Source organism: Polynucleobacter sp. AP-Kolm-20A-A1 (assembly GCF_018688315.1).
In the GTDB taxonomy this organism is placed as follows: domain Bacteria; phylum Pseudomonadota; class Gammaproteobacteria; order Burkholderiales; family Burkholderiaceae; genus Polynucleobacter.
The window spans coordinates 215,291-242,018 of record NZ_CP061315.1; the positions used below are offsets into that span (position 1 = coordinate 215,291).

Sequence of the window (26,728 nt, forward strand, 5' to 3'; positions counted from 1 at the left end):
TAGTCATCATGACAGCACCTCATTCCGCCGACTTACATACTGACCCAAGACTATTTTCTGGTTTGGATGTCTATGCGGTCGCTGGCAACCCAATCTCTCACAGTAAGTCTCCTGTAATTCATCAGCGGTTTGCGGAGCAGGCGGGGCAGCGGATGCACTATGGACGTTTGCAGCCTGAAATCAATTCTTTTGCGATAGCAGCCAAGACATTTTTTGATGCGGGTGGCAAGGGTATGAATGTCACGGTGCCATTCAAGCTGGATGCGCAAGCGCTTGCAGATGTATTAACTGCTCGCGCGAGATTAGCGGGTGCGGTAAATACTCTATGGATTCAAGATGGCAAGATCTATGGAGACAACACCGATGGCGCTGGCTTAGTGCGTGATCTATTGGCTCAAGGCATTGAACTCCATAGCGCTCGCATACTCTTGTTGGGTGCTGGTGGCGCTGCACGTGGCGTCATTGGGCCTCTCTTGGAGCAATCGCCAAAATGTTTGGTGATTGCCAATCGTTCAAATGCAAAAGCTGATGAGTTGGTAAAGTTGTTTGCCGACATTGCGGCTAAGCATGAGGTTGCGCTGGAGTCTCGCGCATTAGCAGATTTAGAAAGCCCTACCATCACTCAGTATCCATTTGATCTTGTGATTAATGCTACCGCTGCCGGTCTTTCGGACGAGTCGCCTCTCAGTGCTAAAGCGGTAGTTAATATTTTTGTACCAAGTTCATTTGCTTATGACATGGTTTATGGCAAAACAACGGCATTTATGCAGCAAGCTTTGCAGCGAGGTGCTCGTGTCAGTGATGGCTTGGGCATGTTGGTAGAGCAGGCTGCTGATGCTTTCTTGCTATGGCGCGGATCTGATCTTGCTTCCGCTATTGACCCACGCGCTGTCTTAGCTAAGCTGCGTAGCTAAAGCTCCGTTATGCGTTGGCTTGCTTATTTAGTCAAATGCCTTCTTTGTGGTTTTCTGGCAATGCAGGCTTATTTTGCAATTCAGATTGCATTGTGGATTTCTTTAGACCCCAGCAGTACAGCGTTTCAGAGGGCTGAACGTTGGCGTTTATGTAGTTGGCATTGGTCTTGTCCAGTGCAATCGAAATGGGTGCCCTACGACAAGATTTCTAATAATCTCAAGCGCGCTGTCTTAGTCAGTGAAGATGATATTTTTTTTCAGCACAAGGGCGTGCGGTTTGAGGACATGCAAAAGGCCTGGCAGCGGAATCAACAGCAGAATCAACAGCAAAATACACAATCGGGCAGGCAATCCAAAGTAGCATTGCGAGGCGGTTCAACCATCACGCAGCAACTGGCAAAAAATTTATTTTTATCTTCTGAGCAAAATTATTTGCGCAAGGGTCAGGAGTTGATCATCACTGGTCTGCTGGAGCTGATTCTGTCTAAGCAGCGACTATATGAAATTTATCTCAACTCAGTAGAGTGGGGCGAAGGTATTTTTGGTATTGGTGCTGCCGGTCAACACTATTACGCCACTACACCGGGTTCCCTGGATCGCGAGCAGGCTGTAGCACTGGCTTCTGCCTTGCCGGCCCCGAAGTGTTTTGATAAGCCACAGTATTGCCGTCGTGGGAGCATTAATTATTCTGCCCGCCAAGAATTTATTATGGAGAATATGGATAAAGTCGCATTAGCACCTTATCCCAAGCCCGGCTCAGGTAAGTAAAGACAACAAGTTCTCCGGGATTACTTGCTTGCAGCGGCCCGCAAGGAATCTCGTGTGCTCTGGGCAACAGCTCTTGCAGCTTGAGCAAAATCATTTCCTGAGCTTGCGTACAAAATCGCTCTTGAAGAATTAATGATCATGCCTGTGCCAGGTTTTCCGGCGATGGTGCCTGCTTTGACGGTCGCATCAATGTCGCCGCCTTGAGCGCCGATACCTGGAATTAATAAGGGCATCTCACCAACAATGGCACGCACCTTGGCAATTTCCTCGGGGAAGGTTGCACCCACCACCAGACTAATTTGGCCTGAACTGTTCCATTGCTCGGCCGCTAGTTTTGCCACATGTAAATACAGGGGCTCGCCATTGGGGGCAATGTTTAGGAATTGCAAATCAGATCCACCTGGGTTGGAGGTACGGCATAGAACAATGACGCCTTTGCCAGCATGCTTTAGGTAGGGCTCAATCGTGTCAAACCCCATATAGGGATTCACGGTGACGGCATCGGCGCCATAGCGCTCAAAGGCCTCTAAGGCGTAATGGTCGGCTGTACTGCCGATATCTCCGCGTTTGGAGTCCAATATGACCGGAATATGTGGGTACTGATCTTTGAGATGTTTGATGAGCTTTTCAAGCTGGGCCTCTGCCCTTTGGGAGGCAAAGTAAGCGAACTGAGGCTTAAAGGCACAAACCAAATCCGCGGTGGCATCAGCGATTTCGCGGCAGAACTCATAGATCCCCTCTGGTTTCCCTTGGAGGGGTGGGGGTAAACGCTTTGGATCGGGGTCAAAACCAACGCACAGCATGCTGCCTTGGGAAGCCCATGCAGACTGGAGTTGCTGGTTAAAGGTATTTGAGCGAGAGTTCATTGGATTTGGCTTATTTTAGTGAAACTGTCATGTTCTATAGGATAAACTAGCGCACATTCCTTAGGAGTTCACCATGATCAACTTGTTCGTCCTGCAAAATGGCCGCCTCTCTCAAGAGCAAGTCGAAGATCGCAATGAATTGTTGCAATATGCCAATCCTATCTGGATCGACGTAGTTGATCCAGAGGAAGAAGAGCTCATTTGGATTAAAGAGGCTTTTGGGGTGCTTTTGCCTGAGTTGGATGACTTGGGCGACTTAGAAGCATCTGCCCGCTACTTTGAGGCGGATGATGGCCACCTCCACATTCGTACCGATTTCTTGTTGGATGAAGAAGAAACCTCTCGCAACGTGCGGGTAGCGTTTGTTCTCACCAAGCAAGTCTTGTTTTCCATTCATGATGAAGATCTGCCAGTGTTCCGCTTGGTGCGTTTGCGTGCGCGTCTGCGCCCTGGTTCAGTTAGTAATGCAAAAGATGTTTTGCTTGATTTGTATTCAACTGACGCCGAGTACTCTGCAGATGCTTTGGAGGAAGTCTACGAAAATCTAGAGCAAGCTGGTAAGCGTGTTCTACAAGATGACATTAATGATGCGGATGCAGAGCAAGTTCTCGAAACCATCGCTAAAGAAGAAGATACCAACGGACGTATTCGTCGTAATGTGATGGATACCCGCAGAGCCTTATCTTTCCTGATGCGCAGCAAGTTACTGTCTGATGAGCAGCAAGAGGAAGCACGCCAGATTTTGCGCGACATCGACTCTTTAGAAAACCATACTGCGTTCTTATTCGACAAGATTAACTTCTTGATGGATGCTACCGTCGGTTTTATTAATTTGAACCAATCCAAGATTATTAAGATTTTCTCGGTGGTATCTGTTGCCTTAATGCCGCCTACATTGCTCGCAAGTATTTGGGGTATGAACTACAAACATATGCCAGAGCTAGATGCGACTTGGGGCTACCCAATGGCCATTGGCGCGATGATTGTTTCAGCGATTATTCCTTTGTTTTATTTCTATCACAAAGGTTGGATGAAGTAATTTTGCTGGTGGCGCTTAGTTTCTGAGGAGCGCAATGAATTCAGCAAGTGCGTAATCTTTCGCTTGTTCTCGAACGGCCGCGCGATCGCCATCAAAATGCATTGTTTTGCTGATCACGCGATTTTCGGTGGAGCTACTTTGAATAGTCCATCCAAAACAAACTGTGCCGACGGGTTTTTCCACTGACCCACCAGATGGGCCTGCAATGCCGGTAATGGAAATAGCCACATTTGCGCCTGAGGCTTGCAAAGCGCCTTCTGCCATAGCCTTTGCCACTTGCTCGCTGACAGCCCCAAAGGTATCAATGAGTTCAGCAGGGACGCCCAAGCATTCGGTCTTCGCATCATTGCTATAGGTAACGTAGCCACGCTCAAACCATTCGCTAGAACCCGCTAAATCCGTCAGTGTTGCAGACACCAATCCTCCTGTGCAGGATTCAGCCAGAGCAATTTTCCAGCTTTTAGCTAGCAACATGCTGGCTAAGGTTTTAGTGGAATCGGTAGAGTTCATGAGTTTTTGCACTTTACTTAAGAAAGGCCTGTATCAACGCAATGATTAGGAGGGTGAAAAAAGCCGCTGCTAAGTCATCAATCACAATGCCAAATCCACGCCAAATAATTTGAGGTAAGTTGGATGCGTGATTGTTGTTCTCTATATCTTTAAAGTGCCGATCAATCATTCCAATGGGGCCTGGCTTTACGGCATCAAAGAATCGAAATAATCCAAATGCAATTGCCTGCATCCAAATATTGGTTGGCATGATGAATATCAGCACCAGCCAGAACGCAACAATCTCATCCCAAACAATTCCACCAAAATCTTTTTTACCCAACTCCTCGCTGACCTGACCACAAACCCAGCATCCAAGCAAAATCCCGCCACCAATAATCCAAAGAAAGTCTTCGGTAGATAGAAAATATTCGCCAATCAGAAAGGCGGCCCACGCCCATAGGGTGCCGGCAGTCCCTGGCGCAACGGGGCTGAGGCCGCTGCCAAAACCGAAGGCAATCGTACGGCTTGCAGTTTGGAATACCCATTTAAAGCCAGGCTTCACTAGAGTTGTTTCAGTATTGGTCATGGCGCAAAGTGATCGAAGGATTTTATAAGTGATGCAGCCTCTTCGGGGTTTAATAATTTCCCGTTGCTACCAATGACATGAATTTTTGCCTCGGTATTTTCTTTGGGAAGAATTTTCCCGATGAGAGTGAGCGGAAGATTAAGTGTTTTGCTGAGTTGAAGAATGGTATCGCGCTGTTCTGTTGCTGCTGTAAAGCAAATTTCGTAATCATCGCCGCCACATGCCGCAAATTGATTTTGAATGTGGATGCTTTGCTTTTGCAAAGTCGCAGACTTTGGTAAGTCTTTCAAATAAATCTCAGCGTCTACCTGAGATTGACCAAGAATGTGCTTGAGGTCGCCCAGCAAACCATCCGATACATCAAGTGCTGCGCTAGCTAGCTCTCTTAATTTTGTTCCCAGTTCAATGCGGGGGCTTGGTTGATGCATGCGAGATTCGACTTGTTTTAAGTCGCCAATCGATAAATCGATTTCATGACGCAGTGCAGCAAGAGTGAGTCTGGCATCACCGACCGTTCCTGACACCCAAACATCATCGCCTGGTCTTGCCCCTGATCGACGAATGGCTTTTCCGGTGGGGATGCTGCCAAATGCAGTGATGGAAATGGTGAGTGGTCCCGCAGTGGTGTCACCCCCAATTAAAGCGCAGGAATACTGTTGCGCGACCTGAAAAAGACCTTTAGAAAAAGCCTCAAGCCAGGCAGAGTCAATTTTTGGCAATGCAATTGAGAGTGTGAATCCCAAAGGGGTTGCACCCATGGCTGCTAGGTCTGAAAGGTTGACTGCTAAGGCTTTGCGGGCTATTTGCTCTGGATCGGTATCTGCAAAAAAGTGCCTGCCTGCAACCAGCATATCGCTGGTAATAGCAATTTCTTCACCCGCTACCGGTTTGATTAGGGCGCAATCATCTCCGATGCCTAATGCAATCGTTTGAGCATGATTTGAGCCCATAGCATCCGCACCCGTTTTAAAAAAACGTTGGATTAGGTCAAATTCCCCTAAAGGCGACTTAGATTCAGAATGCATGTCTCATTTTATGGCTGTTAGGACTTGGACTTCCGACAGGAATAGAATTGAAGTCTTAATTGGCCTTACTGAGTCGGGAAATGAGCAAAGAAAATAATAAAGAGCAACAAATCGCAGCCCTAAGAGAAGCTGCCCTTCAGTACCACGAGTTTCCAACTCCGGGCAAGATTGAAATTGCCCCCACTAAGCAACTTACCAATCAACGAGATCTCGCACTGGCATATACGCCTGGTGTAGCTGCACCTTGTGAAGAGATCGTTAAAGATCCAGCGAATGCTTTCAAATACACGGCGCGTGGAAATTTGGTTGGTGTGATTACCAACGGTACCGCTGTACTCGGTTTAGGAAATATTGGACCACTGGCTAGTAAGCCTGTGATGGAAGGTAAAGCTGTTCTCTTTAAGAAATTTGCAGGCATCGATGTATTCGACATCGAAGTTAATGAAAACGATCCTGACAAATTGGTAGAAATCATTGCTGCTTTAGAGCCCACTTTTGGCGGGATTAATTTAGAAGACATTAAGGCACCTGACTGTTTCGTAGTCGAGCGTAAGTTACAAGCACGCATGAAGATTCCGGTCTTCCATGATGACCAACACGGTACTGCGATTGTGGTTGCGGCCGCCATCCTCAATGGACTCAAGGTGGTTGGTAAAAAGGTTGAAGAAGTGAAGTTGGTTACATCTGGCGCAGGCGCGGCGGCATTGGCCTGTTTGGATTTGTTGGTTGACTTGGGTATTCAACGTAAAAATATTTGGGTTACTGATTTGGCAGGCGTTGCTTACAAGGGCCGCAAGGAGTTGATGGATCCAGAGAAGGAGCCATTCTGCCAAGACACTGATCTTCGTACGCTTGATCAAGCAATTGAAGGTGCCGATATTTTCTTAGGCCTTTCTGCTGGCGGTGTGCTCAAGCAAGATATGGTGAAGAAGATGGCGCCGAAGCCATTGGTTTATGCCTTGGCAAACCCAACCCCAGAAATTCTGCCTGAAGAAGTAAAAGCAGTTCGCCCAGACGCAGTGATGGCAACGGGTCGTACTGATTACCCAAATCAAGTAAATAACGTTTTGTGCTTCCCATTCATCTTCCGCGGTGCGTTGGATGTGGGTGCCACAACGATTACTCGCGGCATGGAGGTCGCAGCGGTAAAGGCTGTGGCAGAGTTGGCGCAAGCAGAGCAGAGCGAAGTTGTAGCTTCTGTTTATGGCATAGAGAACCTCTCTTTTGGTCCAGAGTATTTAATTCCAAAACCATTTGATCCGCGCCTCATTACAGTTATTGCTCCTGCAGTGGCTAAGGCTGCGATGGATGATGGAGTAGCTTCTCGTCCGATTAAAGATTTCGACGCTTACCGCAATCAATTGCAGCAATTCGTGTACCACTCCGGTACTTTGATGAAGCCACTCTTTAGTATTGCTAAACGTGTTCCAGCAAATCAAAAACGGATTGTGTTTGCTGAAGGTGAAGATGAGCGTGTATTGCGTGCAGTACAAATCATCATTGATGAGCACCTTGCTACACCTATTCTGATTGGTCGTCCAGCTGTGATCGAGCATCGCATTGAGAAGTTTGGCTTGCGCATGAAGTCTGGGGATGACTTTGAAGTAGTGAATCCAGAGAATGACTCACGCTTCCGCGACTTCTGGCAAACCTACCTTGCGCTTACTGAGCGTAAGGGCGTTACACAATCGTTTGCGAAATTAGAAGTGCGCCGCCGTAATAGTTTGATTGGAAGCCTTCTGATTAAAAAGGGTATGGCCGACGGCATGATTTCAGGTACGGTTGGTAATATCGCCACCCATTTGAAGTATGTTGATGAAGTGATTGGACAGGAGCCAGGCGCTAATGTGTACGGCGCAATGTCAGGTTTGATTTTGCCGGGTCGCCAAGTATTCTTGGTGGATACGCATATCAATGTTGACCCAACTGCTTGTGAATTAGCTGAGCTCACTTTGATGGCTGCTAGTGAGATGCGCAAGCTAGGACTTGCTCCTAAGGTCGCATTGCTTTCTCATTCTAATTTTGGCTCAAGCAACGCTCCATCTGCAGTCAAAATGCGTGAAGTGTTAGCTTTGCTGCAAAAAGCGGATCCAACGCTGGAAGTAGATGGCGAGATGCATGGGGATAGCGCTTTGGATGAAACGATTCGTGCTGGCACCGTAACCTCATCACCATTAAAAGGCGATGCCAACTTGTTAGTTTTGCCAAATATCGACGCTGCAAACATTTCTTACAATTTGCTAAAAACAGCGGCGGGCAACGGAATCGCAATTGGCCCATTGTTATTGGGTGTTGCTAAGCCAATTCATATTCTGACTCCGGCAGCTACTGTTCGCCGAATTGTGAATGTGACCACTTTGGCGGTTGTTGAGGCAGCTAGCAACGCAAGAGGTATTACCTAAGTACTTATAATTTATGTAAGTTAGTGATAACTTACATAAATTATTTCTATATAAATCAGTGTGTTACATAAAATGCACTGTATTTGGGCTTGATTTGATGGCGTGTTACGGGTAACCTAGCACCCATCATGAATAATCGCTCTGAAAACACCAATACAGCCAGCTTCGAAGAACATAGCCGCGCTGAAAGTTGGGACAGCAATGATCGACTTGAAACCGAATCGTCAGCTGCCAATGTTTATGCCCAGGGCGGTTTATCTCGTTTACAAACCTATGCAGCAAATCAAGTTTCGGGGAAAAAAGTGACAGCTTCTTGGCGTGCCGCTTTGGCCGTTCGTGATGCCGGACCGCCGGCAATGTTGCGCAGTGTGCGCCCTAATATTGTGCAATCCATTCGTGCTTTTCGTACTCCAGATTTACAGGAGGCGGCTACTGAACTTGGTCAACATTTCATTTACGCAAATTGCGCAAATGCAATGACTAAAGGTGAAGTTTTGGAGTCCATTGCGATTGCCTACTCATTTACTAAGCAGCAAGCTAAAAACTTTGATCCTTTGTTAGATGCTTTGACAACAACGGTTGATAAGTCTGGCCCACAACCTGGATTTGTAGTGGTCCTCGAAGGCTTGCCTTGCACTCAAAAATTTGACAAAGAAGCGCGTGAGACATTGTTAGATGTGTTCCGTGATGCAGTTGATTTTTGGGCTGAGCGCCGCACACCGTATCGCGTCTTCTACTCTTTCGCTTAATCGCGAAAGTCTTTGCAGCTCCCCAAATCGCCTCTATTTGAGGCGATTTTGCATTTCAGGGTTCCATACGCTGTGAACGGCTGTAATAGCCACTACACCAGCCGTTTCAGTTCTGAGTACCCGCTCACCCAATGAGACCAATTGATAGCCAGCAGCCTCTGCCTGAGCCTCTTCCTCTGGAGAATGGCCACCCTCAGGCCCGATCATCAAGACAATATCTTGAGGCTCATTTTCAATCAGCACTGAGTACATGCTTTTAGTGGCATCAGGACTAAGTAAAAGTTTGAGTTTGGGTTTTGGAGTTGCTTTTAAGTACGCCTCAAATGTTTGAATAGTCTCTAGGCTGGCAAATACAGTGCGGTCGCATTGTTCGCACGCCGCTTGAATGATTCCTTCCCAGTGCGCAAGGCGCTTTTGGGCGCGCTCCTGGTCGCTAGTGCGGGTAAGCTTAAGAATAGAGCGCTCACATTGCATGGGAGCAATCGCCTGGGCCCCAGTTTCGACAGCTTTTTCAACAATCCAGTCCATTTTGTCGCCGCCAGCCAAACCTTGAGCCAGGGTAATGGCGTAAGGGGTCTCGCGATGGGTATCTGTGCGGATCTCAGTGAGCTGAACTTGCCCTGTTTTTCCACTCAAGGAAAGGAGCTCCCCCTTGGCTATTTGGCCTTTCCCATCAAAAACAGGGAAGAATTCCCCGATTTGGATGCGGCGTACACGCAAATGGTGGGCAACCTCTGGGGTGAGGGCAGTTGGCTTTTGGGATTCCCATGGTCCGGGAAGATAAAATTGAGGCATTACTGAAATATAGCCAATTTATTTTCCTCGAGACCACTTTTACGATGTCAAACCTTCAAATTCGTATGGCCAATGCCATTCGCGCCTTATCCATGGATGCAGTTCAACAGGCGAATTCAGGTCACCCTGGTATGCCGATGGGTATGGCAGATATTGCTGTCGGTCTTTGGAATGAGCATTTAAAACATAACCCTACTGATCCACATTGGATTGATCGCGATCGTTTTGTTTTGTCGAATGGTCATGGATCAATGTTGTTGTATTCACTCTTGCATCTTTCTGGCTACGACTTGCCAATTGAAGAGTTAAAAAATTTCCGTCAATTGCATAGCAAAACTCCAGGTCATCCTGAGTATGGAATTACACCTGGAGTGGAAACAACCACTGGACCACTCGGTCAGGGAATTTCGAATGCAGTAGGTATGGCATTGGCCGAAAAATTATTAGCCGAAGAATTTAATCGTCCTGGTCACAACATCGTTGATCACTACACCTATGTATTTTTGGGTGACGGTTGTTTGATGGAGGGCATTAGCCATGAAGTGTGTTCGTTGGCTGGCACACTCAAGTTAAATAAGCTCATTGCGCTGTGGGATGACAATGGCATCTCGATTGATGGCAAAGTAGTTTCTTGGTTTAACGAAGATACCCCGAAGCGCTTTGAAGCTTATGGCTGGAATGTCATTCGTGCCGTGGATGGCCACGATGCTGAGGCTGTATCTGCGGCTATTGCAAAGGCTAAAAAGAGCGATAAGCCAACCCTGATTTGCTGCAAAACTGCAATTGGTCAAGGTTCGCCGAATATGGCTGGCAGCGATAAAGTGCACGGTTCACCTTTGGGCGCGGCTGAAATTGCAGCGACTCGTGTGGCGCTGAATTGGCCATATGCTCCATTTGAAATTCCCAAAGATATTTATGCCGCGTGGGATTTTAAAAAGCGTGGTCAAGCTGCTGAGCATGAGTGGAATAAAGAATTCCAAAAATATAAAAATAAATTTCCAGAGCTCGCTTCTGAATTGCAGCGTCGTATGGCAGGTGAATTATCAAATGATTTTTCATCCACCCTCAATGCGTACTTGAAAACTTGTCAGTCAAAAGCAGAGACGATTGCAACTCGTAAAGCAAGTCAAAATGCGATTGAAGCTTTAGCACCAGCTTTGCCAGAATTCATGGGCGGCTCTGCTGACCTCACAGGATCAAATCTCACCAATTGGTCTAGCTGTAAACCTGTACGCGCTGATCAGTGGGGCAATCATATTAATTACGGCGTGCGCGAATTTGGTATGAGCGCCATCATGAACGGCATTGCCTTGCATGGTGGATATATTCCGTTTGGCGGCACCTTCTTAACCTTCTCGGACTATAGTCGCAACGCCTTGCGTATGGCTGCCTTGATGAAGTTACGTAGCATCTTTGTCTTTACCCACGACTCGATTGGCTTGGGTGAAGACGGCCCAACCCATCAATCCGTTGAGCATGTGGCTAGCTTGCGCCTCATTCCTAATTTGATGGTTTGGCGCCCTTGTGACACAACCGAGAGCGCGGTGGCTTGGGGCGCGGCAATTGAGCGTAAGAATGGCCCTAGCGCCTTAATCTTTAGCCGTCAGAATTGCCCATTTGTATCTCGCACTCCTGCGCAAATTAAAGATATTGCTCGTGGCGGCTATGTGTTGCGCGATCCGAAATCCGGAAAGATTGATGCGGTCATTATTGCGACTGGCTCTGAAATTGCTCTGGCACTACAAACTGCCGAACGTCTTGAGAAAGAAGGTTTGGGCATTCGCGTTGTTTCAATACCTTCAACTACCGTCTTTGATCAGCAAGATGCTGCGTACAAAGCAAAGGTGTTGCCAGCCAATATTCCGCGTATTGCAGTTGAAGCTGGTGTAAGTGATTTCTGGTGGAAGTATGGCTGTGCAGCAGTTCACGGTGTTGATACATTTGGTGAGTCAGCACCAGCACCAGTGTTGTACGAATATTTTGGTTTAACAGTCGATCAAATTGCAAAGACTGTTAAGCAATGCGTCGCAAAGAAATAAGCGAAATAAATTCAATATTAGCAAGGGGAAATAAATGACAATTCGTGTCGCAATTAATGGTTATGGACGTATTGGTCGCATGGTATTGCGCGCCCTATATGAAGATCGGGTCAACGGTAAGCCACGTCGTGACATCAAGATCGTTGCAATTAATGCAATGGGTGATATCGCGATCAATGCCCATTTAACCCAGTACGACTCTGCCCACGGCCGCTTCCCTGCTGAGGTTTCTGTTGATGGCGATTGCATGGTTGTGAATGGTGATCGCATCAAGATGTTCTGTACTCGCAATCCAGCAGAAACACCATGGGGTGAGTTGGGTGTTGATCTGGTTTTAGAGTGCACAGGTAAATTTACCTCTAAAGAAAAAGCCATGATTCACATTGAGCAGGGCGCAAAGAAAGTATTAATTTCTGCTCCTGGCGAAAAAGATGTGGATGCTACGATTGTTTATGGTGTAAACCAAAACGTGTTGAAGCCAAGCGATGTGGTTGTCTCTAATGCAAGTTGCACAACAAACTGCTTGGCACCATTAGTGAAGCCATTACTCGAAAAGATTGGCATCGAATCTGGTTTGATGACTACCATTCATGCTTTCACAAACGATCAAGTGTTGACCGATGTGTATCACAAGGATATGCGTCGCGCGCGTTCAGCTGTGACTAGCATGATCCCAACTAAGACTGGCGCTGCAAAAGCAGTAGGTTTGGTTTTGCCAGCATTGGCAGGGCGCTTTGATGGATTCGCAATGCGCGTTCCCGTGATCAATGTATCTGTAGTGGACTTAACGTTTGCCGCTAGCCGCGCTACTAGCGTGGACGAAGTGAATGCCATCCTCAAGGCTGCAAGCGAAGGCGAGCTCAAGGGAATCCTGGGATTCAATACCCTGCCTTTGGTCTCCATCGACTTTAACCATGATCCACGCCCAAGTATTTACGATGCATCCCAAACTCGCGTCTCCGCAGACGGTAAATTGGTCAAAGTATTGGCTTGGTATGACAACGAGTGGGGTTATTCAGTGCAAATGTTGAATGCTGCTGAGGCTTTAATGGCGGTAAGGTAAGCAACTTTCTTTAACGGTTGTTAAAAGTTGCTAAAAATCGAATAAATGAAGAATTTATTCAGCCGGCTGATTAGGTAGCATTAAAAAAAGACCTCCATGTGAGGTCTTTTTTGTATCTAAAGCTCCTAAATATGCTTATTTGCTCTTAAAAGTGCTTATTTTTGTTTATTTCTGCAATTTTTCTTCTGACAGTGCCCATACATTGCTAAAGAGTGCTCTTCTAGCTTAAATCCTAGGTTTTTAGCGATATCGCGCTGTCTTTTCTCAATTGCCTCGTCCACAAACTCTTCCACGTGCCCACAATCTAGGCAAACCAGGTGATCGTGGTGATGACCTTCATTGAGTTCATAAATTGCCCGGCCATCGCCTTTGCTGGATTCGAAATGGCTGCGCAATAACAGCCCTGCTTGCTCAAACTGGGTTAGAACTCGATAAACCGTAGCTAGGCCAATTTCTTGATCCTCTTTAAGGGCCATAAAGACGTCTTCAGCGCTAAAGTGGGTGCCACCATTTTGATGAAAAAAATCCAGAATTTTCATCCTTGGGCCAGTCGCTTTTAGGCCGATATCTCTTAAATCTGCAGGAGTAGGGTTTTGGGTCGTATTCATGGCATTGGGAGCTAAAATCAATGTCTTAATGATACGGCCTGCTATGCAAAATTGCCTTGAACTTTTTAATCGCTTTTTGAACCCGCTTTTTAGAGGGGTTACCCCTGCTCGAGCAGGGTTTATGGCTGTTGCCCTTATTGGTTTGTTGGGCATCGGAGGCTGCACCTCCGCGGTAGATGAAACTCAACGGGCTTGGATGAATAAAATTTTTAGGCCTTACGTACCTGATGTCGTTCAAGGTAACTTTATCTCTAGTGAACAATACGCAAAACTTCAAGTTGGCATGAGTCGCGAGCAGGTGCGTCAAATTATGGGCACACCATTATTAGCGAGCTATTTCCATGCGAATCGCTGGGATTACATTTTTGAATTTAAACGCGCTGGACAGGTTGTTGGTAAAGAGCGTCATGTGACTGTATTTTTTGATGGCGACAAAGTTGTCAAATTTGAAGGTGACGCTTTGCCTACAGAGGTGGAGTTAGTTGCTGAGATTGATAACTACGCCAAATCAAAAAGATCATTTTGGGATGTCATGACTGGCTCCAATAAGCCACCAGTTACGCCGCCACTGCAGCAGCCAGAACGTTTGGTGCCAAGCCCTACCGATAACTTGCCAGCAGGTGCTGTTGCTTCCACTGCTCCTGCGGCGAAGAGTGATGCTGTTAATAGCGGTTCATTCTGGGACTTCTTTAGTTTTTCGAATAAGCCAACAGCAGCGCAGCTAGAAACGCTGGGTCCAGGAGCTGCCAATATTCCAGCGGCTCCCGTAGCGAAATAAAGGTAATTCTTTTGTATTGATGCTGACTTAATCAGCTGCCCACAACTTTAATAAGAAGTGATGAAATAAATGATGAAGATTGCAATTGCTGGAGCTACAGGTCGCATGGGTAAGATGCTGATCGAAGCCGTTCTAAATACTTCAGACGCTCAGCTTGTTGGCGCGCTAGAACATTCTGCATGTCCTCAATTGGGCGAAGATGCTGGTGCATTTTTAGGCAAGAAAACTGGCGTATTAATTTCTGCTGATGTTGCACAGGTATTGGCTAATGCCCAGTTCTTGATTGATTTCACAAGGCCTGAAGGCACGATGGCGCATTTAGCTGTAGCTGAAAAGACTGGCACCAAGATGATTATTGGAACAACCGGTTTGAGTGCAGAACAAATTGAGTCTCTTAAAAAAGCATCATCAAAATTGGCTATTGTTTTTGCGCCAAACATGAGCGTGGGTGTGAACGCTACCTTTAAGTTATTAGAGATTGCAGCCAAGATGCTCAATCAAGGTTACGACATTGAAATCATTGAGGCTCATCACAAACATAAGGTGGATGCCCCATCGGGTACCGCGCTCAGAATGGGTGAAGTCATTGCTGATGCTTTAGGCGAGAAGTTAGACGATGTTGCGGTCTATGCGCGTGAAGGTCATACCGGCGAGCGTAAAGAAGGTTCAATTGGTTTTGCAACGATTCGCGGTGGCGATATCGTCGGCGATCACACTGTGCTCTTTGCTGGTGATGGCGAGCGCATTGAAATTAGCCACAAATCCTCTAGTCGTCAATCCTATGCACAGGGATCGTTACGCGCCGCACGTTTTTTGCAGAACCAAAACTCTGGCTTGTATGACATGCAAGACGTTCTTGGTCTGCGCAAATAATTTGTCACTGAATCAATTAAAAAAATAGAAGAAAAGAGTTGTCTTGAATGAGTAAGGATTACGACTACCGCAGTATTGAAGCGGCAGCGCAAGCTGATTGGGAAGGCGCGCAAGTCTATCGAGTGGCCGAGAATGCAGTCGATGCAGCCGGCAAGAAAAAACCAAAATACTATGCTTGCTCTATGTTGCCCTATCCATCAGGCAAATTGCATATGGGGCATGTACGCAACTACACCATCAACGATGTGATGGCGCGCCAGTTGCGCATGCAGGGCTACAACGTATTAATGCCAATGGGCTGGGATGCCTTTGGAATGCCGGCGGAAAATGCGGCTATTCAGAATAAGGTACCTCCAGCAAAATGGACCTACGACAACATTGCTTATATGAAAAAGCAGATGGCTGCAATGGGCCTAGCGATTGATTGGTCGCGTGAAGTGGCTACTTGTAGTCCTGATTACTACCGCTGGAATCAATGGTTATTTTTGAAAATGCTGGAAAAGGGTATTGCCTATCGCAAAACCCAAGTAGTCAATTGGGATCCGATTGACCAAACCGTTCTTGCAAATGAGCAGGTAATTGATGGTCGTGGTTGGCGCTCTGGCGCATTGGTAGAGAAACGCGAGATTCCTGGTTACTACTTCAACATTACCGCCTATGCAGAGCAACTGCTTTCTGGTTTAGATGGTTTGGGATGGCCTGAGCGCGTAAAGACCATGCAGCAAAACTGGATTGGCAAAAGTCGCGGCGTTCGTTTTGCCTTTAAGCATGAGATTGCCGATGCTCATGGCAACTTTATTCAAGACGGTCTTCTGTATGTGTTTACGACACGTGCCGACACCATCATGGGCGTTACTTTCTGCGCGGTAGCTGCTGAGCATCCCTTAGCTACTAAGGCTGCAGAAAATAATCCTGCGCTTGCCGCGTTCATTGAGAAATGTAAAACCGGTAGTGTGATCGAGGCGGACTTGGCCACTCAAGAAAAAGAGGGCATGTTCACTGGTTTGTATGTGACACATCCATTTACAAATGAGCCTGTGCCTGTTTGGGTTGGAAATTACGTACTTATGTCTTATGGCGATGGCGCAGTGATGGGTGTCCCTGCGCATGATGAGCGTGACTTTGCTTTTGCTCTGAAGTATGAGCTCCCAATTAAACAAGTGATTGCGCTTAAGGGCGAATCGCCTATGTTCAATGCAACGCATTGGCAAGATTGGTACGCCCAAAAAGACGGCGTAGTCTGCTTTAACAGCGGCAAGTACGATGGCCTGTCATATGAAGAGGCCGTTGACAGCGTTGCAAAAGATTTAGAAAAGATGGGTGTTGGTGAAATCAAGACAACCTATCGTTTGCGCGACTGGGGTATTTCTCGTCAGCGCTATTGGGGTACACCTATCCCAATTATTCATTGTGGCGACGAAGCAAACCCTGGATGTGGCGCTGTGCCGGTTCCTGAAGCTGATTTACCAGTGGTGCTGCCCGAAGATTGTGTACCAGATGGAAGTGGCAACCCACTGAATAAGCGTGCAGATTTCTTGAATGTGAGCTGCCCTAAGTGTGGCAAGTCTGCGCGTCGTGAAACAGACACAATGGATACCTTTGTGGATTCCTCTTGGTATTTCATGCGCTATACCGGGCCGAATGCGACTTCGATGGTTGATGAGCGTAACGAGTATTGGATGCCAATGGACCAATACATTGGTGGCATTGAGCATGCGATTTTGCATCTCCTCTATGCGCGCTTCTGGACCAAGGTGATGCGTGATCTCAATCTCATCACATTTGACGAGCCATTCCAGAACTTACTGACTCAGGGCATGGTTCTGAATGAGACTTATTACTCCGAAGATGCATCCGGCAAAAAAACTTGGCTCAATCCATTAGATGTTGAGTTAGACCTAGATGAAAAAGGTCGCCCGAAAGGTGCGAAGCTCATCGGAGATGCATCCAATACACCAGTCATTGTTGGTGGTGTCGAGAAGATGTCAAAGAGTAAGAACAATGGCGTGGACCCTCAAGCATTGATTGATGAGTACGGCGCTGATACTGCTCGTTTGTTTGTGATGTTTGCGGCACCTCCAGAGCAGCAGCTTGAATGGTCTGGCGCTGGCGTAGATGGCGCCTCTCGTTTCTTACGTCGCGTATGGATGTATTCCAGCAGTCAGGCTAATGCTTTACGAGACGCTGCTGATATCGTGCCAAATAACTTAAATGACGCCGAGAAAGAATTGCGTCGCGAAGTGCACACCATTTTGAAACAAGCTAATTTTGACTATCAACGTCGTCAGTACAACACTGTGGTTTCGGCCGCGATGAAGATGCTCAATGTACTTGAGCCGATTAAGTTGGATCAGGGTGGCAATATTAGTGCTCCAGTGCTGCGGGAATGCTTAAGCATCTTGTTGCGCGTTCTTTATCCTGTGGTTCCGCATTTAACCCATGTACTCTGGAAAGACATGGGTTATGCCAAGTCATTCGGCCCTTTGCTTGATGCACCGTGGCCAACTGTTGATGAGGCCGCACTAGTTCAGACTGAGATCACCTTAATGCTGCAGATCAATGGCAAGTTGCGCGGTGATATTCGTGTTCCAGCTGATGCTAGTAAAGAGCAGGTTGAGGCATTAGCTTTGCAAAGCGAGCCAGCAACTAAAGTTTTAAATGGTGCTGCACCGAAAAAGGTGATCGTGGTACCAGGTCGCCTAGTGAATATTGTTGCCTAACCTCTAAAGAGTCTATAGACATGAGCGTAAATCATCTTCGACGTGCACTAATTGGCTTAATCGCCACTACGCCTGTCAGTGGCTTAATCGCTTGTGGCTATCGTTTGCGCGGCATGGTGGATTTACCTTTTAAAGGCATTGCCATTACCGGAAATCCATCTCCGCCAATGCGTGCCGATTTGCAAACTGCAATATTGACTGGCACCGATGTCAAGATTGCGATCAATCCCAAAGATGCAGATTTGATCTTGGAGATTACGAATGACATTAGTGGTCGTGAGATCTTGGCTTATAACTCAAACGGTCAGATATCAGCTTACCGCCTCAATATTCGAGTGGGCTTTAGGGCCTTTGATACGAGTGGTGCGGAAATTATTCCGGATAGCGAAATCTATATGACGCGCGATATGGACTTCTCGAACTCTACAGTTTTAGCGACCGATGTTCAGCAGCAGCAATTTTTAACTCTAATGCGTAAAGATTTAGCTATTCAAATTTTGCGCCGCGTTGCTGCCGCTGCAAAGACGCCACAAACCAAAGCGTTTTAAGTAAATAAGATTGCATGGTTAAAGTCGACGCCTTGCAAACGCATCTCAAGTCACTGGGCTCGGGAGCTGCAATTTTGCCCTTATATATTTTTAGTGGTGATGAGCCGCTGTTGATGATGGAGGCAATGGATGCCTTGCGCTTGGCAGCGAAGAAGTTGGGATTTACTGAGCGCGAAGTCATGCTTCAAGAGCGTGGTTTTGATTGGAGCGCTTTAATGAACGCTGGCCAAACCATGTCTTTATTTGGGGATAAGCGTTGGGTAGAGTTACGCATTCCGACTGGTAAGCCTGGGCGCGATGGTGCCGATGCTTTAAAGCAGTTCGCTGCGCAAATTGCTTCTCAATCAAATGGCCCGGATGGTCCTGACACTTTGGTTTGTATCGTTTTGCCTCGCTTAGATGGTAAGACAAAAACTTCTGCATGGTTTAGCGCTCTAGAGGATGCGGGCATGGCTATTCAGATAGATTCTTTGGATCGCAGCCATCTACCGCACTGGATTGCCGGAAGACTGAAAAAGCAAAGCCAAGAGGTTGAGGCGGGTCCAGAAGGTCAGCGTGCTTTGGAGTTTATTGCTGACCAAGTGGAGGGTAATTTGATTGCAGCCCATCAAGAAATCTTAAAACTAGGCTTGCTGTATCCCGCTGGAAAGCTGACTGAAGAGCAAATTCGTTCTTCAATACTAAAAGTAGCTCGCTATAACGTTTTTGAGTTAACTGAAGCCATGTTGGCAGGGGACTTGGCAAGGTTAAATCGCATGCTCGATGGCTTAAAAGGAGAGGGTGAGCCTTTGGTTTTGATTCTTTGGAGCGTAACGGAAGAGCTTCGGATACTATCTAAATTAAAGGCTGCAAGTGATGCGGGCGAGTCTGTCCAGCAATTGATGCGAGCGAATCGAATTTGGGGAAATAAAGAACGTTTATACCCGGCTGCCCTAAGGCGTGTGCAGCCACTCAAATTGCGCAAAGCAATGCAGGTGGCAGCAGGTTTAGACCGTCAATCAAAGGGTCTATACGCGGCAGATTTGCCGGCAGATCCTTGGGATGGTTTGCGTTTGGTTGGAAATTTATTGCGGTAAGCGGATTTACGGCTAAAAAATAAGTGATTTAGAAAGTTAGAAATGAGCTCATCAATTCACAACATGATGCAAGATATTGGGCAGCGAGCGCGAAGCGCTTCACGTGCGATGGCGCGCGCATCAAGCGAACAGAAGAATCAGGCTTTATTGCATATTGCTAAAGTAGTTCGCCAAAAAGCTGGTGAGATTCAGAAGACAAACCAAGTGGATGTTGATCGCGCTCAAGCAAATGGTCAAGATGCCGCTTTTGTGGATCGTTTAACGATGACGCCTAAAACCATTGAGACGATGGCTTTGGGTTTGGAGCAAATTGTTTCTTTGGAAGACCCCATTGGGAAAATTACGCCACTTCAAAAGCAGGCATCTGGTATTGAGCTTGGTCAGATGCGCGTTCCACTCGGAGTGATTGGCATCATTTATGAATCTCGTCCAAACGTGACGATTGATGCAGCCGCATTATGTTTGAAGTCAGGCAATGCAGTGATATTGCGAGGTGGTTCTGAAGCGATTGACTCGAACACCCTATTGGCACAAATTATTCAAGAGGGCTTGGCTGCTGCAGGACTACCTAAAGATGCCGTGCAGGTAGTAACCACAACTGATCGTGCTGCCGTGGGTGAAATGATTACCATGACGCAGTTTATTGACGTTATCGTGCCACGCGGTGGTAAGAGTTTGATTGCGCGCCTCATGGCCCAAGCACGTGTACCGATGATTAAGCATTTGGATGGTATTTGCCATACCTATATTGATGCTGATGCAGATGTTGCAATGGCGGTGAAGGTTTGCGATAACGCGAAGACTCAGCGCTATGCGCCATGTAATGCAATGGAAACCTTGCTGGTGAATCAAAGCATCGCAGAACAAGTTTTACCAATCCTTTGCAAAATCTACCAAGATAAAGGTGTGGAGTTGCGGGTAGATGGTTTGACACGTAAAACTTTGGAAGCTTCAGGTTTCAAGGATTTAGTCGATGCCACTGAAGAGGATTGGCAGACCGAATATCTAGCACCGATTCTATCGATTAAGACTGTGGCAAATATGGATGAAGCCATGGATCATATTGAACGTTTTGGTAGTAAGCATACCGATGCCATCATTACTAACAATAAAGAAAAAGCTGATCGATTTCTACGTGAGGTAGATAGTGCTAGCGTGATGGTGAACGCCAGCACCCGCTTTGCCGATGGTTTTGAATATGGCTTGGGCGCTGAGATTGGGATTTCGAATGATAAGTTGCATGCCCGCGGCCCTGTTGGTTTAGATGGTTTAACTTCACTGAAGTATGTCGTCATGGGTCATGGCGAGATTCGTACTTAAGACATACATTACAGGACGAATGACACATGACTAACGCTTACCTTTGGGTCAAAACATTTCATATTGTGTTTATCACTTCATGGTTTGCTGGACTGTTTTATCTTCCACGGATCTTTGTAAATTTAGCCGATGAAAAAAATGCTGAGGCAAATACAAGGCTCCTGGGAATGGCCGATAGACTCTTTCGGTTTATGACTATCCTGGCGGTTCCAGCAGTTTTGTTGGGCTTAACACTTTGGCTTTACTTTGGAATCGGCGCTGGCGATGTTTGGATGCATGCGAAGTTGTTCTTTGTCATTTTGGTAATTGGATATCACCATGCATGCTGGAGTCTATTGAAAAAGTTCCGCGCAGGTTTAAATACCAAATCGGGTGTTTGGTATCGCTGGTTTAATGAAGTGCCGGTGATCTTGTTGGTGGTGATTGTGGCGTTGGTGCTTTTTAAGCCCTAGGTCGCGACTAGCCCCCTTTATTTTTAATTTGTACCTTTACTTAGACTGTTAGCCCCATGAGATTTTTTGTTGTTTGCCCAGGTGGTTTAGAAATACCGCTTGCACAGGAGCTTGCAGAGATTGCTGGTCGACCAGATTCCAAGGCGCTAGGCGCTTGGGTGATTGACCCAACCCCTACTAGTCCTACCGGTGGAATTGGCTTGGCAGCGCCAATCTCAGCAGCTATGGCACTTAATCTTCATTCTCGTATTGCTAGTCGCGTGCTGTTGCAGATGGCGCAGGCGCCCTATAGACAAGAAGAGGATTTATATAAGCTTGCGAGTGGTTTGGCATGGGAGGACTGGTTTACCTCCAAGCAAACATTGCGTGTTGATGTGACCGCACATCGTTCGCCGCTGAAAAGTTTGAACTTTGCAACCCTCAAAATTAAAGATGCCATTGTGGATCGTTTGCGCGATGTCACAGGCGATCGCCCAAGTATTGATACGGCTTTTCCAGATGTCAGAGTGCAGGCGCATTTAACTGCAACGCAGATCACGATTTATCTAGACACCTCAGGCGAAGCTTTATTTAAGCGTGGCTGGCGTGATGAAAAAGGCGACGCTCCTTTAAAGGAAAATTTAGCTGCAGGTATTTTGTCGATTACTGGATGGCAACCTGGTCAGTCCTTATTTGACCCGATGTGCGGTAGTGGCACTTTTCTGATTGAGGCTGCACAGAAGGCATTAGCCATCCCCCCAGGAGCGATTCGGGCGGGCATGTATGGCAACGATGCCAAGCCAAGTCGCTTGGCTTATCGCCCGCTGATTACCTCTGCCGAGGGTTTTGGTTTTCAGAGGCTTAAGCCTTTTAATGAGTCAGCTGAGCAAAAGCGCTGGGTTGATTTAAAAGAGGCCGCATTAGCGCAGATGATGGACAAGCGAAAACAGTTCCCTACTGTTGAATCACTCAAAATTAGTGGTGGCGATATTAATGAAAAATTAGTTGCCATGTATCAAGGTAATTGGCAAAGAGCGCAGCTGCCTGATCAACCAGTAGTGCGCCAGGTGGATGCATTGTCTGCTAAACCACCAGGAAATACACACGAGGGTGTCATGCTGTTGAACCCTCCCTATGGCGAGCGCTTGGTGATTAAAGGTGGACGCGGTCAAGATCGTGCCACCCAAGATTCGCGTGATGGGGCTTACGATGCTGAGGAGCCAGAGAGCCGTTTTGAGCTTAATTTAGAAACAGGTCGACAGAGTGCAAAGCGTTCAAGCCGTGAGTCCTTGAAGAAGTTACAAGCGCAAGAAGAGCAAGATCCGAAGTTTGTTGAGTTCTTGCGTCAGTTTGGTCAGCATCTGAAGGATGCGTTTGGTGGTTGGAATATCTTTGTATTGACTGCTGATATGGCTCTTCCAGGACAACTGCGCATCAAAGAGTCAAAGCGCACCCCATTATTTAATGGGCCTCTTGAATGTCGATTGTTCAAATTTGAGATGCACCTCAAGCGCCCGGAGCCTAAGTCATCAGATGAGGCTGGGGCATAAGCCTAAAAGAATCTAAGCGTTTTAAAATAAAAAGAATTAATTATTCAGTTGCTAGAAAAAGCGGAGAACTACGGGATGGAATTTAAAACTTATATGTGTTTGATCTGTGGCTGGGTCTACGACGAAGCGGCTGGATTACCGGATGAAGGTATTGCTCCGGGAACTCTCTGGAAAGATGTTCCTATGAATTGGACATGCCCTGAGTGCGGCGCTCGCAAAGAAGATTTTGAAATGATGGCTATTTAATTGGGATGCAACTGTGGCAAAAGTAAATCAAAACGACGTTTTATTTGAGCGTGCACAAAAGACGATTCCTGGGGGTGTGAATTCTCCAGTAAGGGCTTTTCGTCAGGTGGGCGGTACACCCCGTTTTGTTTCTAGAGCTAAGGGCGCCTATTTTTGGGATGCTGAAGATAAGTGCTATATCGACTTAATCATGTCATGGGGTCCAATGATTGTGGGTCATGCTAATCCTGAAGTAGTCGAGGCTGTGCAGAAGGCTGCTGAGACTAGTTTTAGTTATGGCGCTCCTACAGAAGGCGAGATTGAGTTGGCAGAACGTATCTGTGCGCTCATGCCTAGCGTTGAGCAAGTGCGCATGGTTTCTAGCGGCACCGAGGCAACGATGAGCGCATTGCGTTTGGCGCGTGGCTATACCGGTCGCGATCTAATTATTAAGTTTGAAGGTTGCTATCACGGCCATGCTGATAGTCTCTTGGTAAAAGCCGGCTCCGGTTTACTAACTTTTGCTGATTCAACCCAGAATGCACCGTCATCAAGTGGCGTACCTCAAGATGTTGTGAAGCACACTCTAGTGCTGCCTTATAACGATGTCGCTGCTATTGAAGAGGTATTTAAAAAACAAGGCGATCACATTGCTGCGGTGATCCTCGAGCCGATTGCCGGCAATATGAATTTGATTCAGCCTTCTAAAGAGTTCTTGGCAGCCATTCGCAATCTAACTCATCAGTATGGTAGCGTCTTAATTTATGACGAAGTAATGACTGGGTTCAGGGTGGCATTAGGTGGCGCTCAATCCCTGCAGGGCATTACGCCTGACCTGACATGTTTGGGCAAGGTGATGGGCGGTGGTATGCCCATGGCTGCCTTTGGTGGCAAAAAAGAAATAATGTCCAAGCTCGCGCCATTAGGTGGCGTCTATCAAGCGGGTACTTTATCTGGTAATCCAGTTGCAGTGGCCTCGGGATTAAAGACTTTGGAGATTATTGCTCGTGAAGGTTTTTATGAATGCTTAACCGGTCAAACAGAAAAGCTCATGACTGGCTTAAGGCAGGCAGCTGATCAAGCGGGCGTGCCTTTTGCGGTTGATAGTGTCGGCGGCATGTTTGGATTCTATTTTGCCAAAGAAGTGCCACGCACTTTTGAGGCAGTTACCAAAACTGATATTGAAGCTTTTAAGAGGTTCTTTCATCTCATGTTGGACCAAGGTGTGTATTTGGCGCCGTCAGCCTATGAGGCAGGCTTCACTTCGATTGCGCATGACAACGATGTAGTCAATGCCATCATTGCAGCTGCAAAAACTTCTTTTAAGAATCTTTAAGAAATACGCTAATTACATTCTGAGTGGCTGGTCATAACCATCCACCTGAATGATCTCTAGATTTTTCTGATCCCGATTCGAGTCTGAAATTTCCATGGCGGTGAGTTTCCCGCCCCACACGCAACCGGTATCCAAGCCAATCACATTGTCATGTCTTAGTAGGCCTAGCGTGGACCAATGGCCGAAATAAATCAAAGTGTCAGCAGTTTTTCTTTTGGGCGCCTGGAACCATGGCAGATAACCCTTAGGTCCATTTTCTAGACCTTCTGAACTTTCAAATTCCATTTGGCCACTGGGGGTGCAAAAACGCATTCTTGTTAAGGCATTGGTAATCACGCGCAAACGCTCATACCCTTTTAGGGTGCTACTCCACTTATTGGGAGTATTGCCATACATATTGCTCAGAAATTCTTTATAAGACTTGCTGCGCAGCGCCTTTTCTACTTCTTGTGCGCATTCAATTGTTTGCTGGAGATCCCATTGAGGCAGAGCGCCGGCATGAACGGTTAATACGTTGCCATTACTTAAAGCCATCGGCCGATGTCGAATCCATTCGATGAGCTCAGCGCGATCAGGTGCCTTGAGAATACTATCAACGGTATCTAAGCCCTTGGTATTGCGTAGGCCTGCATCAATGGCTAGAAGATGCAAATCATGATTACCAAGAATGCATTCGGCACGGCCCGATTCTTGAAGGGATTTGAGTTGCCTGAGCGCACCTAGCGAATCGGGCCCGCGATTAACTAAATCCCCCAAGAAAATCATTTTCGATTTCTTGGGAAGTTTCTTAACGAGGGCTTTGAGAGAGGGCGCACATCCTTGTACGTCACCTATAGCGTAGATCTTGCTCATGCCTTATCTTAAAGCTTAAAGCTCCGACCTTATTTGTTATTCACTGATTTTTTTGACCACGCTGTAACGAACCAGCGTTTTCTTGCGCGCTTCATCATGGTCTACTACGGGCTGAGGATAGTCGCGTCCCAGCACAACCCCTGCAGCTTCTAGCTCAATATGGCCAGCCTTCCATGGGGCATGAATCGACTTTTTAGAGAGTTTTTCCAGTTGAGGTAGGTAGCGACGGATAAATTTACCCTCTGGATCAAATTTCTCAGATTGGGTGATGGGATTAAAGATGCGGAAGTAGGGTTGCGCATCGCAGCCAGAAGACGATGCCCACTGCCATCCACCATTATTTGAAGAGAACTCAAAGTCATTGAGGTGCTCAGCAAAGTACGCTTCACCCCAGCGCCAATCAATTCCTAGATCTTTTGTGAGAAAGCTGGCTACAACCATACGCAGGCGATTGTGCATATAGCCACTTTGATTGAGTTGATGCATAGCGGCATCCACTAATGGATAGCCAGTTTTTCCTTCACACCAGGCAGTAAATAGTTTCTTGGCATGAGCACCACTTTCCCAGACGATATTGTCATAGTCTGGCTTAAAAGAAACGCCATCAGCTAAACGAGGATGGTTGGCCAAAATCATGAAATAAAAATCACGCCAAATGAGTTCGCTCAGCCAAATCGTTGCGCCCATGCTGCCTGCTAACATACGTCGATGAGCTTCGCGCACTAGGCCTCGAATCGAGAGCATGCCAAAGCGCAAATGCGTTGAGAGATAGCTCACGCCTTTAATTGCCGGAAAGTCTCTGCCAATTTGGTATTGATCAATTCGGGGAAGAAAGTCCTCAAGAAAGTCTTGGCCACCCTCTGAGCCAGGCGGCAAGTAGGTTTGGATGCCGGTTGGGCAAAATCCCATCGATTCCAATGAAGGTATTGGCGTGTCTAGTTTTTTGGGGATGGATGCATATTGGCCCTTAGCAGGGGAGCATACATATGCTGCTAAATCTTTTTCTTGCAGTGTTTTAAGCCAATTGTTTTTGTATGGCGTAAAAATTGAAAAGACTGTATTCGAGTTGGTCAGAATTTCTTTTTTCTCGAAGATAACCTGATCTTTAAAGTCTTTAAATTGAATGTCTGATTTTTCAAGTACGGCTTTGACGATATCGTCTCTAGCAATAGCCGATGGCTCGTAATCGTGATTCACAAATACAGCATTAACCCCCAGCTCTTTAGCAATTTTAGGGATACATTCTGTAGGCTTACCAAATTGAACGATCAGTCCACCACCTTGCTTGCGTAGCGCTTCATCAATTTGCTGTAATCCTTGCCAAATAAAATCTACTCGACGGTCATGCTTTAAGCCCTTGTCGTCTAAATCACCCTTGAGGAGTGGTTTTAGGATTTCGGTATCAAAGATAAAGGTCAGCCAGACTTGCTTGCTCTCCTTGAGTGCGTGGTGGAGGGCGGCATTGTCATAAAGACGAAGATCACGGCGGAGCCAAACAAGAGCTTTTTGCATAGCCCCTATCTTATGGTTTATTGAGAAAAAGTGCTTGTTTGAATTGTTATTTCTGTAAAATAGATTCTATGACCTCTGCTAAAAAAGCACCCTCTGCTTCAGATATAGCGCCTTCGCCAGAGTCATCAATTTCCTTTTCAGCCGATCATTTGGCTAATCAA

Annotated in this window: 25 protein-coding genes; 17 read left to right on the forward strand and 8 right to left on the reverse strand. The window is 46.7% G+C overall.

Features of this window, described 5'->3' with window-relative positions:
• Positions 1–8 precede the first annotated feature (8 nt).
• A complete protein-coding gene (aroE, locus tag C2745_RS01155; protein WP_215384525.1) occupies positions 9–914 on the forward strand; it encodes a shikimate dehydrogenase in 906 nt (301 codons plus the stop codon).
• A gap of 9 nt (positions 915–923) precedes the next feature.
• Positions 924–1,682 carry a monofunctional biosynthetic peptidoglycan transglycosylase gene (mtgA, locus tag C2745_RS01160; RefSeq protein ID WP_215384526.1) on the forward strand — a complete coding sequence of 253 codons (759 nt, stop codon included), beginning with the start codon at positions 924–926 and terminating at the stop codon, positions 1,680–1,682.
• Positions 1,683–1,702: 20 nt separating this feature from the next.
• On the opposite strand, the gene pyrF is transcribed toward mtgA, so the two are convergent.
• Entirely contained in the window at positions 1,703–2,548 is an 846-nt protein-coding gene (gene pyrF / locus C2745_RS01165; protein ID WP_215384527.1) for an orotidine-5'-phosphate decarboxylase, read from the reverse strand.
• Between the two features lie 73 nt (positions 2,549–2,621).
• Here pyrF and corA point away from each other — a divergent pair, with 73 nt between their 5' ends.
• On the forward strand, positions 2,622–3,587 hold the full coding sequence (gene corA / locus C2745_RS01170; protein WP_215384528.1) for a magnesium/cobalt transporter CorA: 966 nt from the start codon (positions 2,622–2,624) through the stop codon (positions 3,585–3,587).
• Between the two features lie 15 nt (positions 3,588–3,602).
• Here corA and C2745_RS01175 read toward each other — a convergent pair whose 3' ends face one another.
• From C2745_RS01175 to thiL, 3 genes are read right to left on the reverse strand one after another with little or no spacing between them, the layout of a single operon-like run.
• Entirely contained in the window at positions 3,603–4,097 is a 495-nt protein-coding gene (locus tag C2745_RS01175) for a CinA family protein (RefSeq protein WP_215384529.1), read from the reverse strand.
• Positions 4,098–4,110: 13 nt separating this feature from the next.
• Positions 4,111–4,665 carry a phosphatidylglycerophosphatase A gene (locus C2745_RS01180; RefSeq protein WP_215384530.1) on the reverse strand — a complete coding sequence of 185 codons (555 nt, stop codon included), beginning with the start codon at positions 4,663–4,665 and terminating at the stop codon, positions 4,111–4,113.
• Positions 4,662–5,690 carry a thiamine-phosphate kinase gene (thiL, locus tag C2745_RS01185; protein ID WP_215384531.1) on the reverse strand — a complete coding sequence of 343 codons (1,029 nt, stop codon included), beginning with the start codon at positions 5,688–5,690 and terminating at the stop codon, positions 4,662–4,664. Before thiL ends, C2745_RS01180 begins: the two co-directional genes overlap by 4 nt.
• A gap of 80 nt (positions 5,691–5,770) precedes the next feature.
• Between thiL and C2745_RS01190 the strand changes: the two genes are divergently transcribed.
• On the forward strand, positions 5,771–8,092 hold the full coding sequence (locus tag C2745_RS01190) for an NADP-dependent malic enzyme (protein ID WP_215384532.1): 2,322 nt from the start codon (positions 5,771–5,773) through the stop codon (positions 8,090–8,092).
• Between the two features lie 128 nt (positions 8,093–8,220).
• Entirely contained in the window at positions 8,221–8,841 is a 621-nt protein-coding gene (locus C2745_RS01195; RefSeq protein ID WP_215384533.1) for a barstar family protein, read from the forward strand.
• Between the two features lie 33 nt (positions 8,842–8,874).
• Here the strand turns inward: C2745_RS01195 and C2745_RS01200 are convergent, their stop codons facing one another.
• Positions 8,875–9,636 (reverse strand): 16S rRNA (uracil(1498)-N(3))-methyltransferase, encoded by a 762-nt coding sequence (locus tag C2745_RS01200; protein ID WP_215384534.1) that lies wholly within the window; start codon positions 9,634–9,636, stop codon positions 8,875–8,877.
• A gap of 44 nt (positions 9,637–9,680) precedes the next feature.
• Here C2745_RS01200 and tkt point away from each other — a divergent pair, with 44 nt between their 5' ends.
• The gene (gene tkt, locus C2745_RS01205) at positions 9,681–11,675 is read left to right on the forward strand and encodes a transketolase (RefSeq protein WP_215385551.1); all 1,995 of its coding nucleotides are present in this window, start codon (positions 9,681–9,683) and stop codon (positions 11,673–11,675) included.
• Between the two features lie 34 nt (positions 11,676–11,709).
• On the forward strand, positions 11,710–12,738 hold the full coding sequence (gap, locus tag C2745_RS01210; protein WP_215384535.1) for a type I glyceraldehyde-3-phosphate dehydrogenase: 1,029 nt from the start codon (positions 11,710–11,712) through the stop codon (positions 12,736–12,738).
• A 155-nt stretch (positions 12,739–12,893) separates the two neighbouring features.
• Here the strand turns inward: gap and fur are convergent, their stop codons facing one another.
• Positions 12,894–13,346, reverse strand: coding sequence for a ferric iron uptake transcriptional regulator (gene fur / locus C2745_RS01215; RefSeq protein WP_215384536.1), 453 nt, complete (start codon positions 13,344–13,346; stop codon positions 12,894–12,896).
• Positions 13,347–13,467: 121 nt separating this feature from the next.
• Between fur and C2745_RS01220 the strand changes: the two genes are divergently transcribed.
• The 10 genes from C2745_RS01220 (at position 13,468) to hemL (ending at position 24,203) form a co-directional block, all read left to right on the forward strand.
• Positions 13,468–14,124: an outer membrane protein assembly factor BamE gene (locus tag C2745_RS01220; RefSeq protein ID WP_251368345.1), complete on the forward strand. Its 657-nt coding sequence runs from the start codon at positions 13,468–13,470 to the stop codon at positions 14,122–14,124.
• Positions 14,125–14,196: 72 nt separating this feature from the next.
• A complete protein-coding gene (dapB, locus tag C2745_RS01225; protein ID WP_215385552.1) occupies positions 14,197–14,997 on the forward strand; it encodes a 4-hydroxy-tetrahydrodipicolinate reductase in 801 nt (266 codons plus the stop codon).
• 47 nt (positions 14,998–15,044) lie between these two features.
• Positions 15,045–17,717, forward strand: a complete 2,673-nt coding sequence (gene leuS / locus C2745_RS01230; RefSeq protein WP_215384538.1) for a leucine--tRNA ligase — start codon at positions 15,045–15,047, stop codon at positions 17,715–17,717.
• A gap of 20 nt (positions 17,718–17,737) precedes the next feature.
• A complete protein-coding gene (gene lptE / locus C2745_RS01235) occupies positions 17,738–18,265 on the forward strand; it encodes an LPS assembly lipoprotein LptE (RefSeq protein WP_215384539.1) in 528 nt (175 codons plus the stop codon).
• Positions 18,266–18,279: 14 nt separating this feature from the next.
• Positions 18,280–19,341 carry a DNA polymerase III subunit delta gene (gene holA, locus C2745_RS01240; RefSeq protein WP_215384540.1) on the forward strand — a complete coding sequence of 354 codons (1,062 nt, stop codon included), beginning with the start codon at positions 18,280–18,282 and terminating at the stop codon, positions 19,339–19,341.
• A 42-nt stretch (positions 19,342–19,383) separates the two neighbouring features.
• Positions 19,384–20,661, forward strand: a complete 1,278-nt coding sequence (locus C2745_RS01245; protein WP_215384541.1) for a glutamate-5-semialdehyde dehydrogenase — start codon at positions 19,384–19,386, stop codon at positions 20,659–20,661.
• Positions 20,662–20,687: 26 nt separating this feature from the next.
• Positions 20,688–21,113: a CopD family protein gene (locus C2745_RS01250; RefSeq protein WP_215384542.1), complete on the forward strand. Its 426-nt coding sequence runs from the start codon at positions 20,688–20,690 to the stop codon at positions 21,111–21,113.
• Between the two features lie 56 nt (positions 21,114–21,169).
• Entirely contained in the window at positions 21,170–22,642 is a 1,473-nt protein-coding gene (locus C2745_RS01255; protein WP_215384543.1) for a class I SAM-dependent RNA methyltransferase, read from the forward strand.
• Between the two features lie 75 nt (positions 22,643–22,717).
• On the forward strand, positions 22,718–22,888 hold the full coding sequence (locus C2745_RS01260) for a rubredoxin (protein WP_071464595.1): 171 nt from the start codon (positions 22,718–22,720) through the stop codon (positions 22,886–22,888).
• A gap of 13 nt (positions 22,889–22,901) precedes the next feature.
• Positions 22,902–24,203 (forward strand): glutamate-1-semialdehyde 2,1-aminomutase, encoded by a 1,302-nt coding sequence (gene hemL, locus C2745_RS01265; RefSeq protein WP_215384544.1) that lies wholly within the window; start codon positions 22,902–22,904, stop codon positions 24,201–24,203.
• 12 nt (positions 24,204–24,215) lie between these two features.
• On the opposite strand, the gene C2745_RS01270 is transcribed toward hemL, so the two are convergent.
• Entirely contained in the window at positions 24,216–25,055 is an 840-nt protein-coding gene (locus C2745_RS01270; RefSeq protein WP_215384545.1) for a symmetrical bis(5'-nucleosyl)-tetraphosphatase, read from the reverse strand.
• 36 nt (positions 25,056–25,091) lie between these two features.
• Positions 25,092–26,567 (reverse strand): deoxyribodipyrimidine photo-lyase, encoded by a 1,476-nt coding sequence (locus C2745_RS01275; protein ID WP_215384546.1) that lies wholly within the window; start codon positions 26,565–26,567, stop codon positions 25,092–25,094.
• Between the last annotated feature and the right edge of the window lie 161 nt (positions 26,568–26,728).

Excerpts from the sequence above, each read along its gene's own strand:
- pyrF (WP_215384527.1), bottom strand. The coding sequence starts at position 2,548 with ATGAACTCTCGCTCAAATACCTTTAACCAGCAACTCCAGTCTGCATGG.
- C2745_RS01195 (WP_215384533.1), top strand. The coding sequence starts at position 8,221 with ATGAATAATCGCTCTGAAAACACCAATACAGCCAGCTTCGAAGAACAT.
- thiL (WP_215384531.1), bottom strand. The coding sequence starts at position 5,690 with ATGCATTCTGAATCTAAGTCGCCTTTAGGGGAATTTGACCTAATCCAA.
- C2745_RS01270 (WP_215384545.1), bottom strand. The coding sequence starts at position 25,055 with ATGAGCAAGATCTACGCTATAGGTGACGTACAAGGATGTGCGCCCTCT.
- gap (WP_215384535.1), top strand. The coding sequence starts at position 11,710 with ATGACAATTCGTGTCGCAATTAATGGTTATGGACGTATTGGTCGCATG.
- corA (WP_215384528.1), top strand. The coding sequence starts at position 2,622 with ATGATCAACTTGTTCGTCCTGCAAAATGGCCGCCTCTCTCAAGAGCAA.
- C2745_RS01275 (WP_215384546.1), bottom strand. The coding sequence starts at position 26,567 with ATGCAAAAAGCTCTTGTTTGGCTCCGCCGTGATCTTCGTCTTTATGAC.
- C2745_RS01190 (WP_215384532.1), top strand. The coding sequence starts at position 5,771 with ATGAGCAAAGAAAATAATAAAGAGCAACAAATCGCAGCCCTAAGAGAA.
- C2745_RS01260 (WP_071464595.1), top strand. The coding sequence starts at position 22,718 with ATGGAATTTAAAACTTATATGTGTTTGATCTGTGGCTGGGTCTACGAC.
- dapB (WP_215385552.1), top strand. The coding sequence starts at position 14,197 with ATGAAGATTGCAATTGCTGGAGCTACAGGTCGCATGGGTAAGATGCTG.
- fur (WP_215384536.1), bottom strand. The coding sequence starts at position 13,346 with ATGAATACGACCCAAAACCCTACTCCTGCAGATTTAAGAGATATCGGC.
- mtgA (WP_215384526.1), top strand. The coding sequence starts at position 924 with ATGCGTTGGCTTGCTTATTTAGTCAAATGCCTTCTTTGTGGTTTTCTG.
- C2745_RS01200 (WP_215384534.1), bottom strand. The coding sequence starts at position 9,636 with ATGCCTCAATTTTATCTTCCCGGACCATGGGAATCCCAAAAGCCAACT.
- C2745_RS01255 (WP_215384543.1), top strand. The coding sequence starts at position 21,170 with ATGAGATTTTTTGTTGTTTGCCCAGGTGGTTTAGAAATACCGCTTGCA.
- C2745_RS01220 (WP_251368345.1), top strand. The coding sequence starts at position 13,468 with ATGGCTGTTGCCCTTATTGGTTTGTTGGGCATCGGAGGCTGCACCTCC.
- aroE (WP_215384525.1), top strand. The coding sequence starts at position 9 with ATGACAGCACCTCATTCCGCCGACTTACATACTGACCCAAGACTATTT.
- C2745_RS01175 (WP_215384529.1), bottom strand. The coding sequence starts at position 4,097 with ATGAACTCTACCGATTCCACTAAAACCTTAGCCAGCATGTTGCTAGCT.
- leuS (WP_215384538.1), top strand. The coding sequence starts at position 15,045 with ATGAGTAAGGATTACGACTACCGCAGTATTGAAGCGGCAGCGCAAGCT.
- holA (WP_215384540.1), top strand. The coding sequence starts at position 18,280 with ATGGTTAAAGTCGACGCCTTGCAAACGCATCTCAAGTCACTGGGCTCG.
- tkt (WP_215385551.1), top strand. The coding sequence starts at position 9,681 with ATGTCAAACCTTCAAATTCGTATGGCCAATGCCATTCGCGCCTTATCC.
- C2745_RS01245 (WP_215384541.1), top strand. The coding sequence starts at position 19,384 with ATGAGCTCATCAATTCACAACATGATGCAAGATATTGGGCAGCGAGCG.
- C2745_RS01180 (WP_215384530.1), bottom strand. The coding sequence starts at position 4,665 with ATGACCAATACTGAAACAACTCTAGTGAAGCCTGGCTTTAAATGGGTA.
- lptE (WP_215384539.1), top strand. The coding sequence starts at position 17,738 with ATGAGCGTAAATCATCTTCGACGTGCACTAATTGGCTTAATCGCCACT.
- C2745_RS01250 (WP_215384542.1), top strand. The coding sequence starts at position 20,688 with ATGACTAACGCTTACCTTTGGGTCAAAACATTTCATATTGTGTTTATC.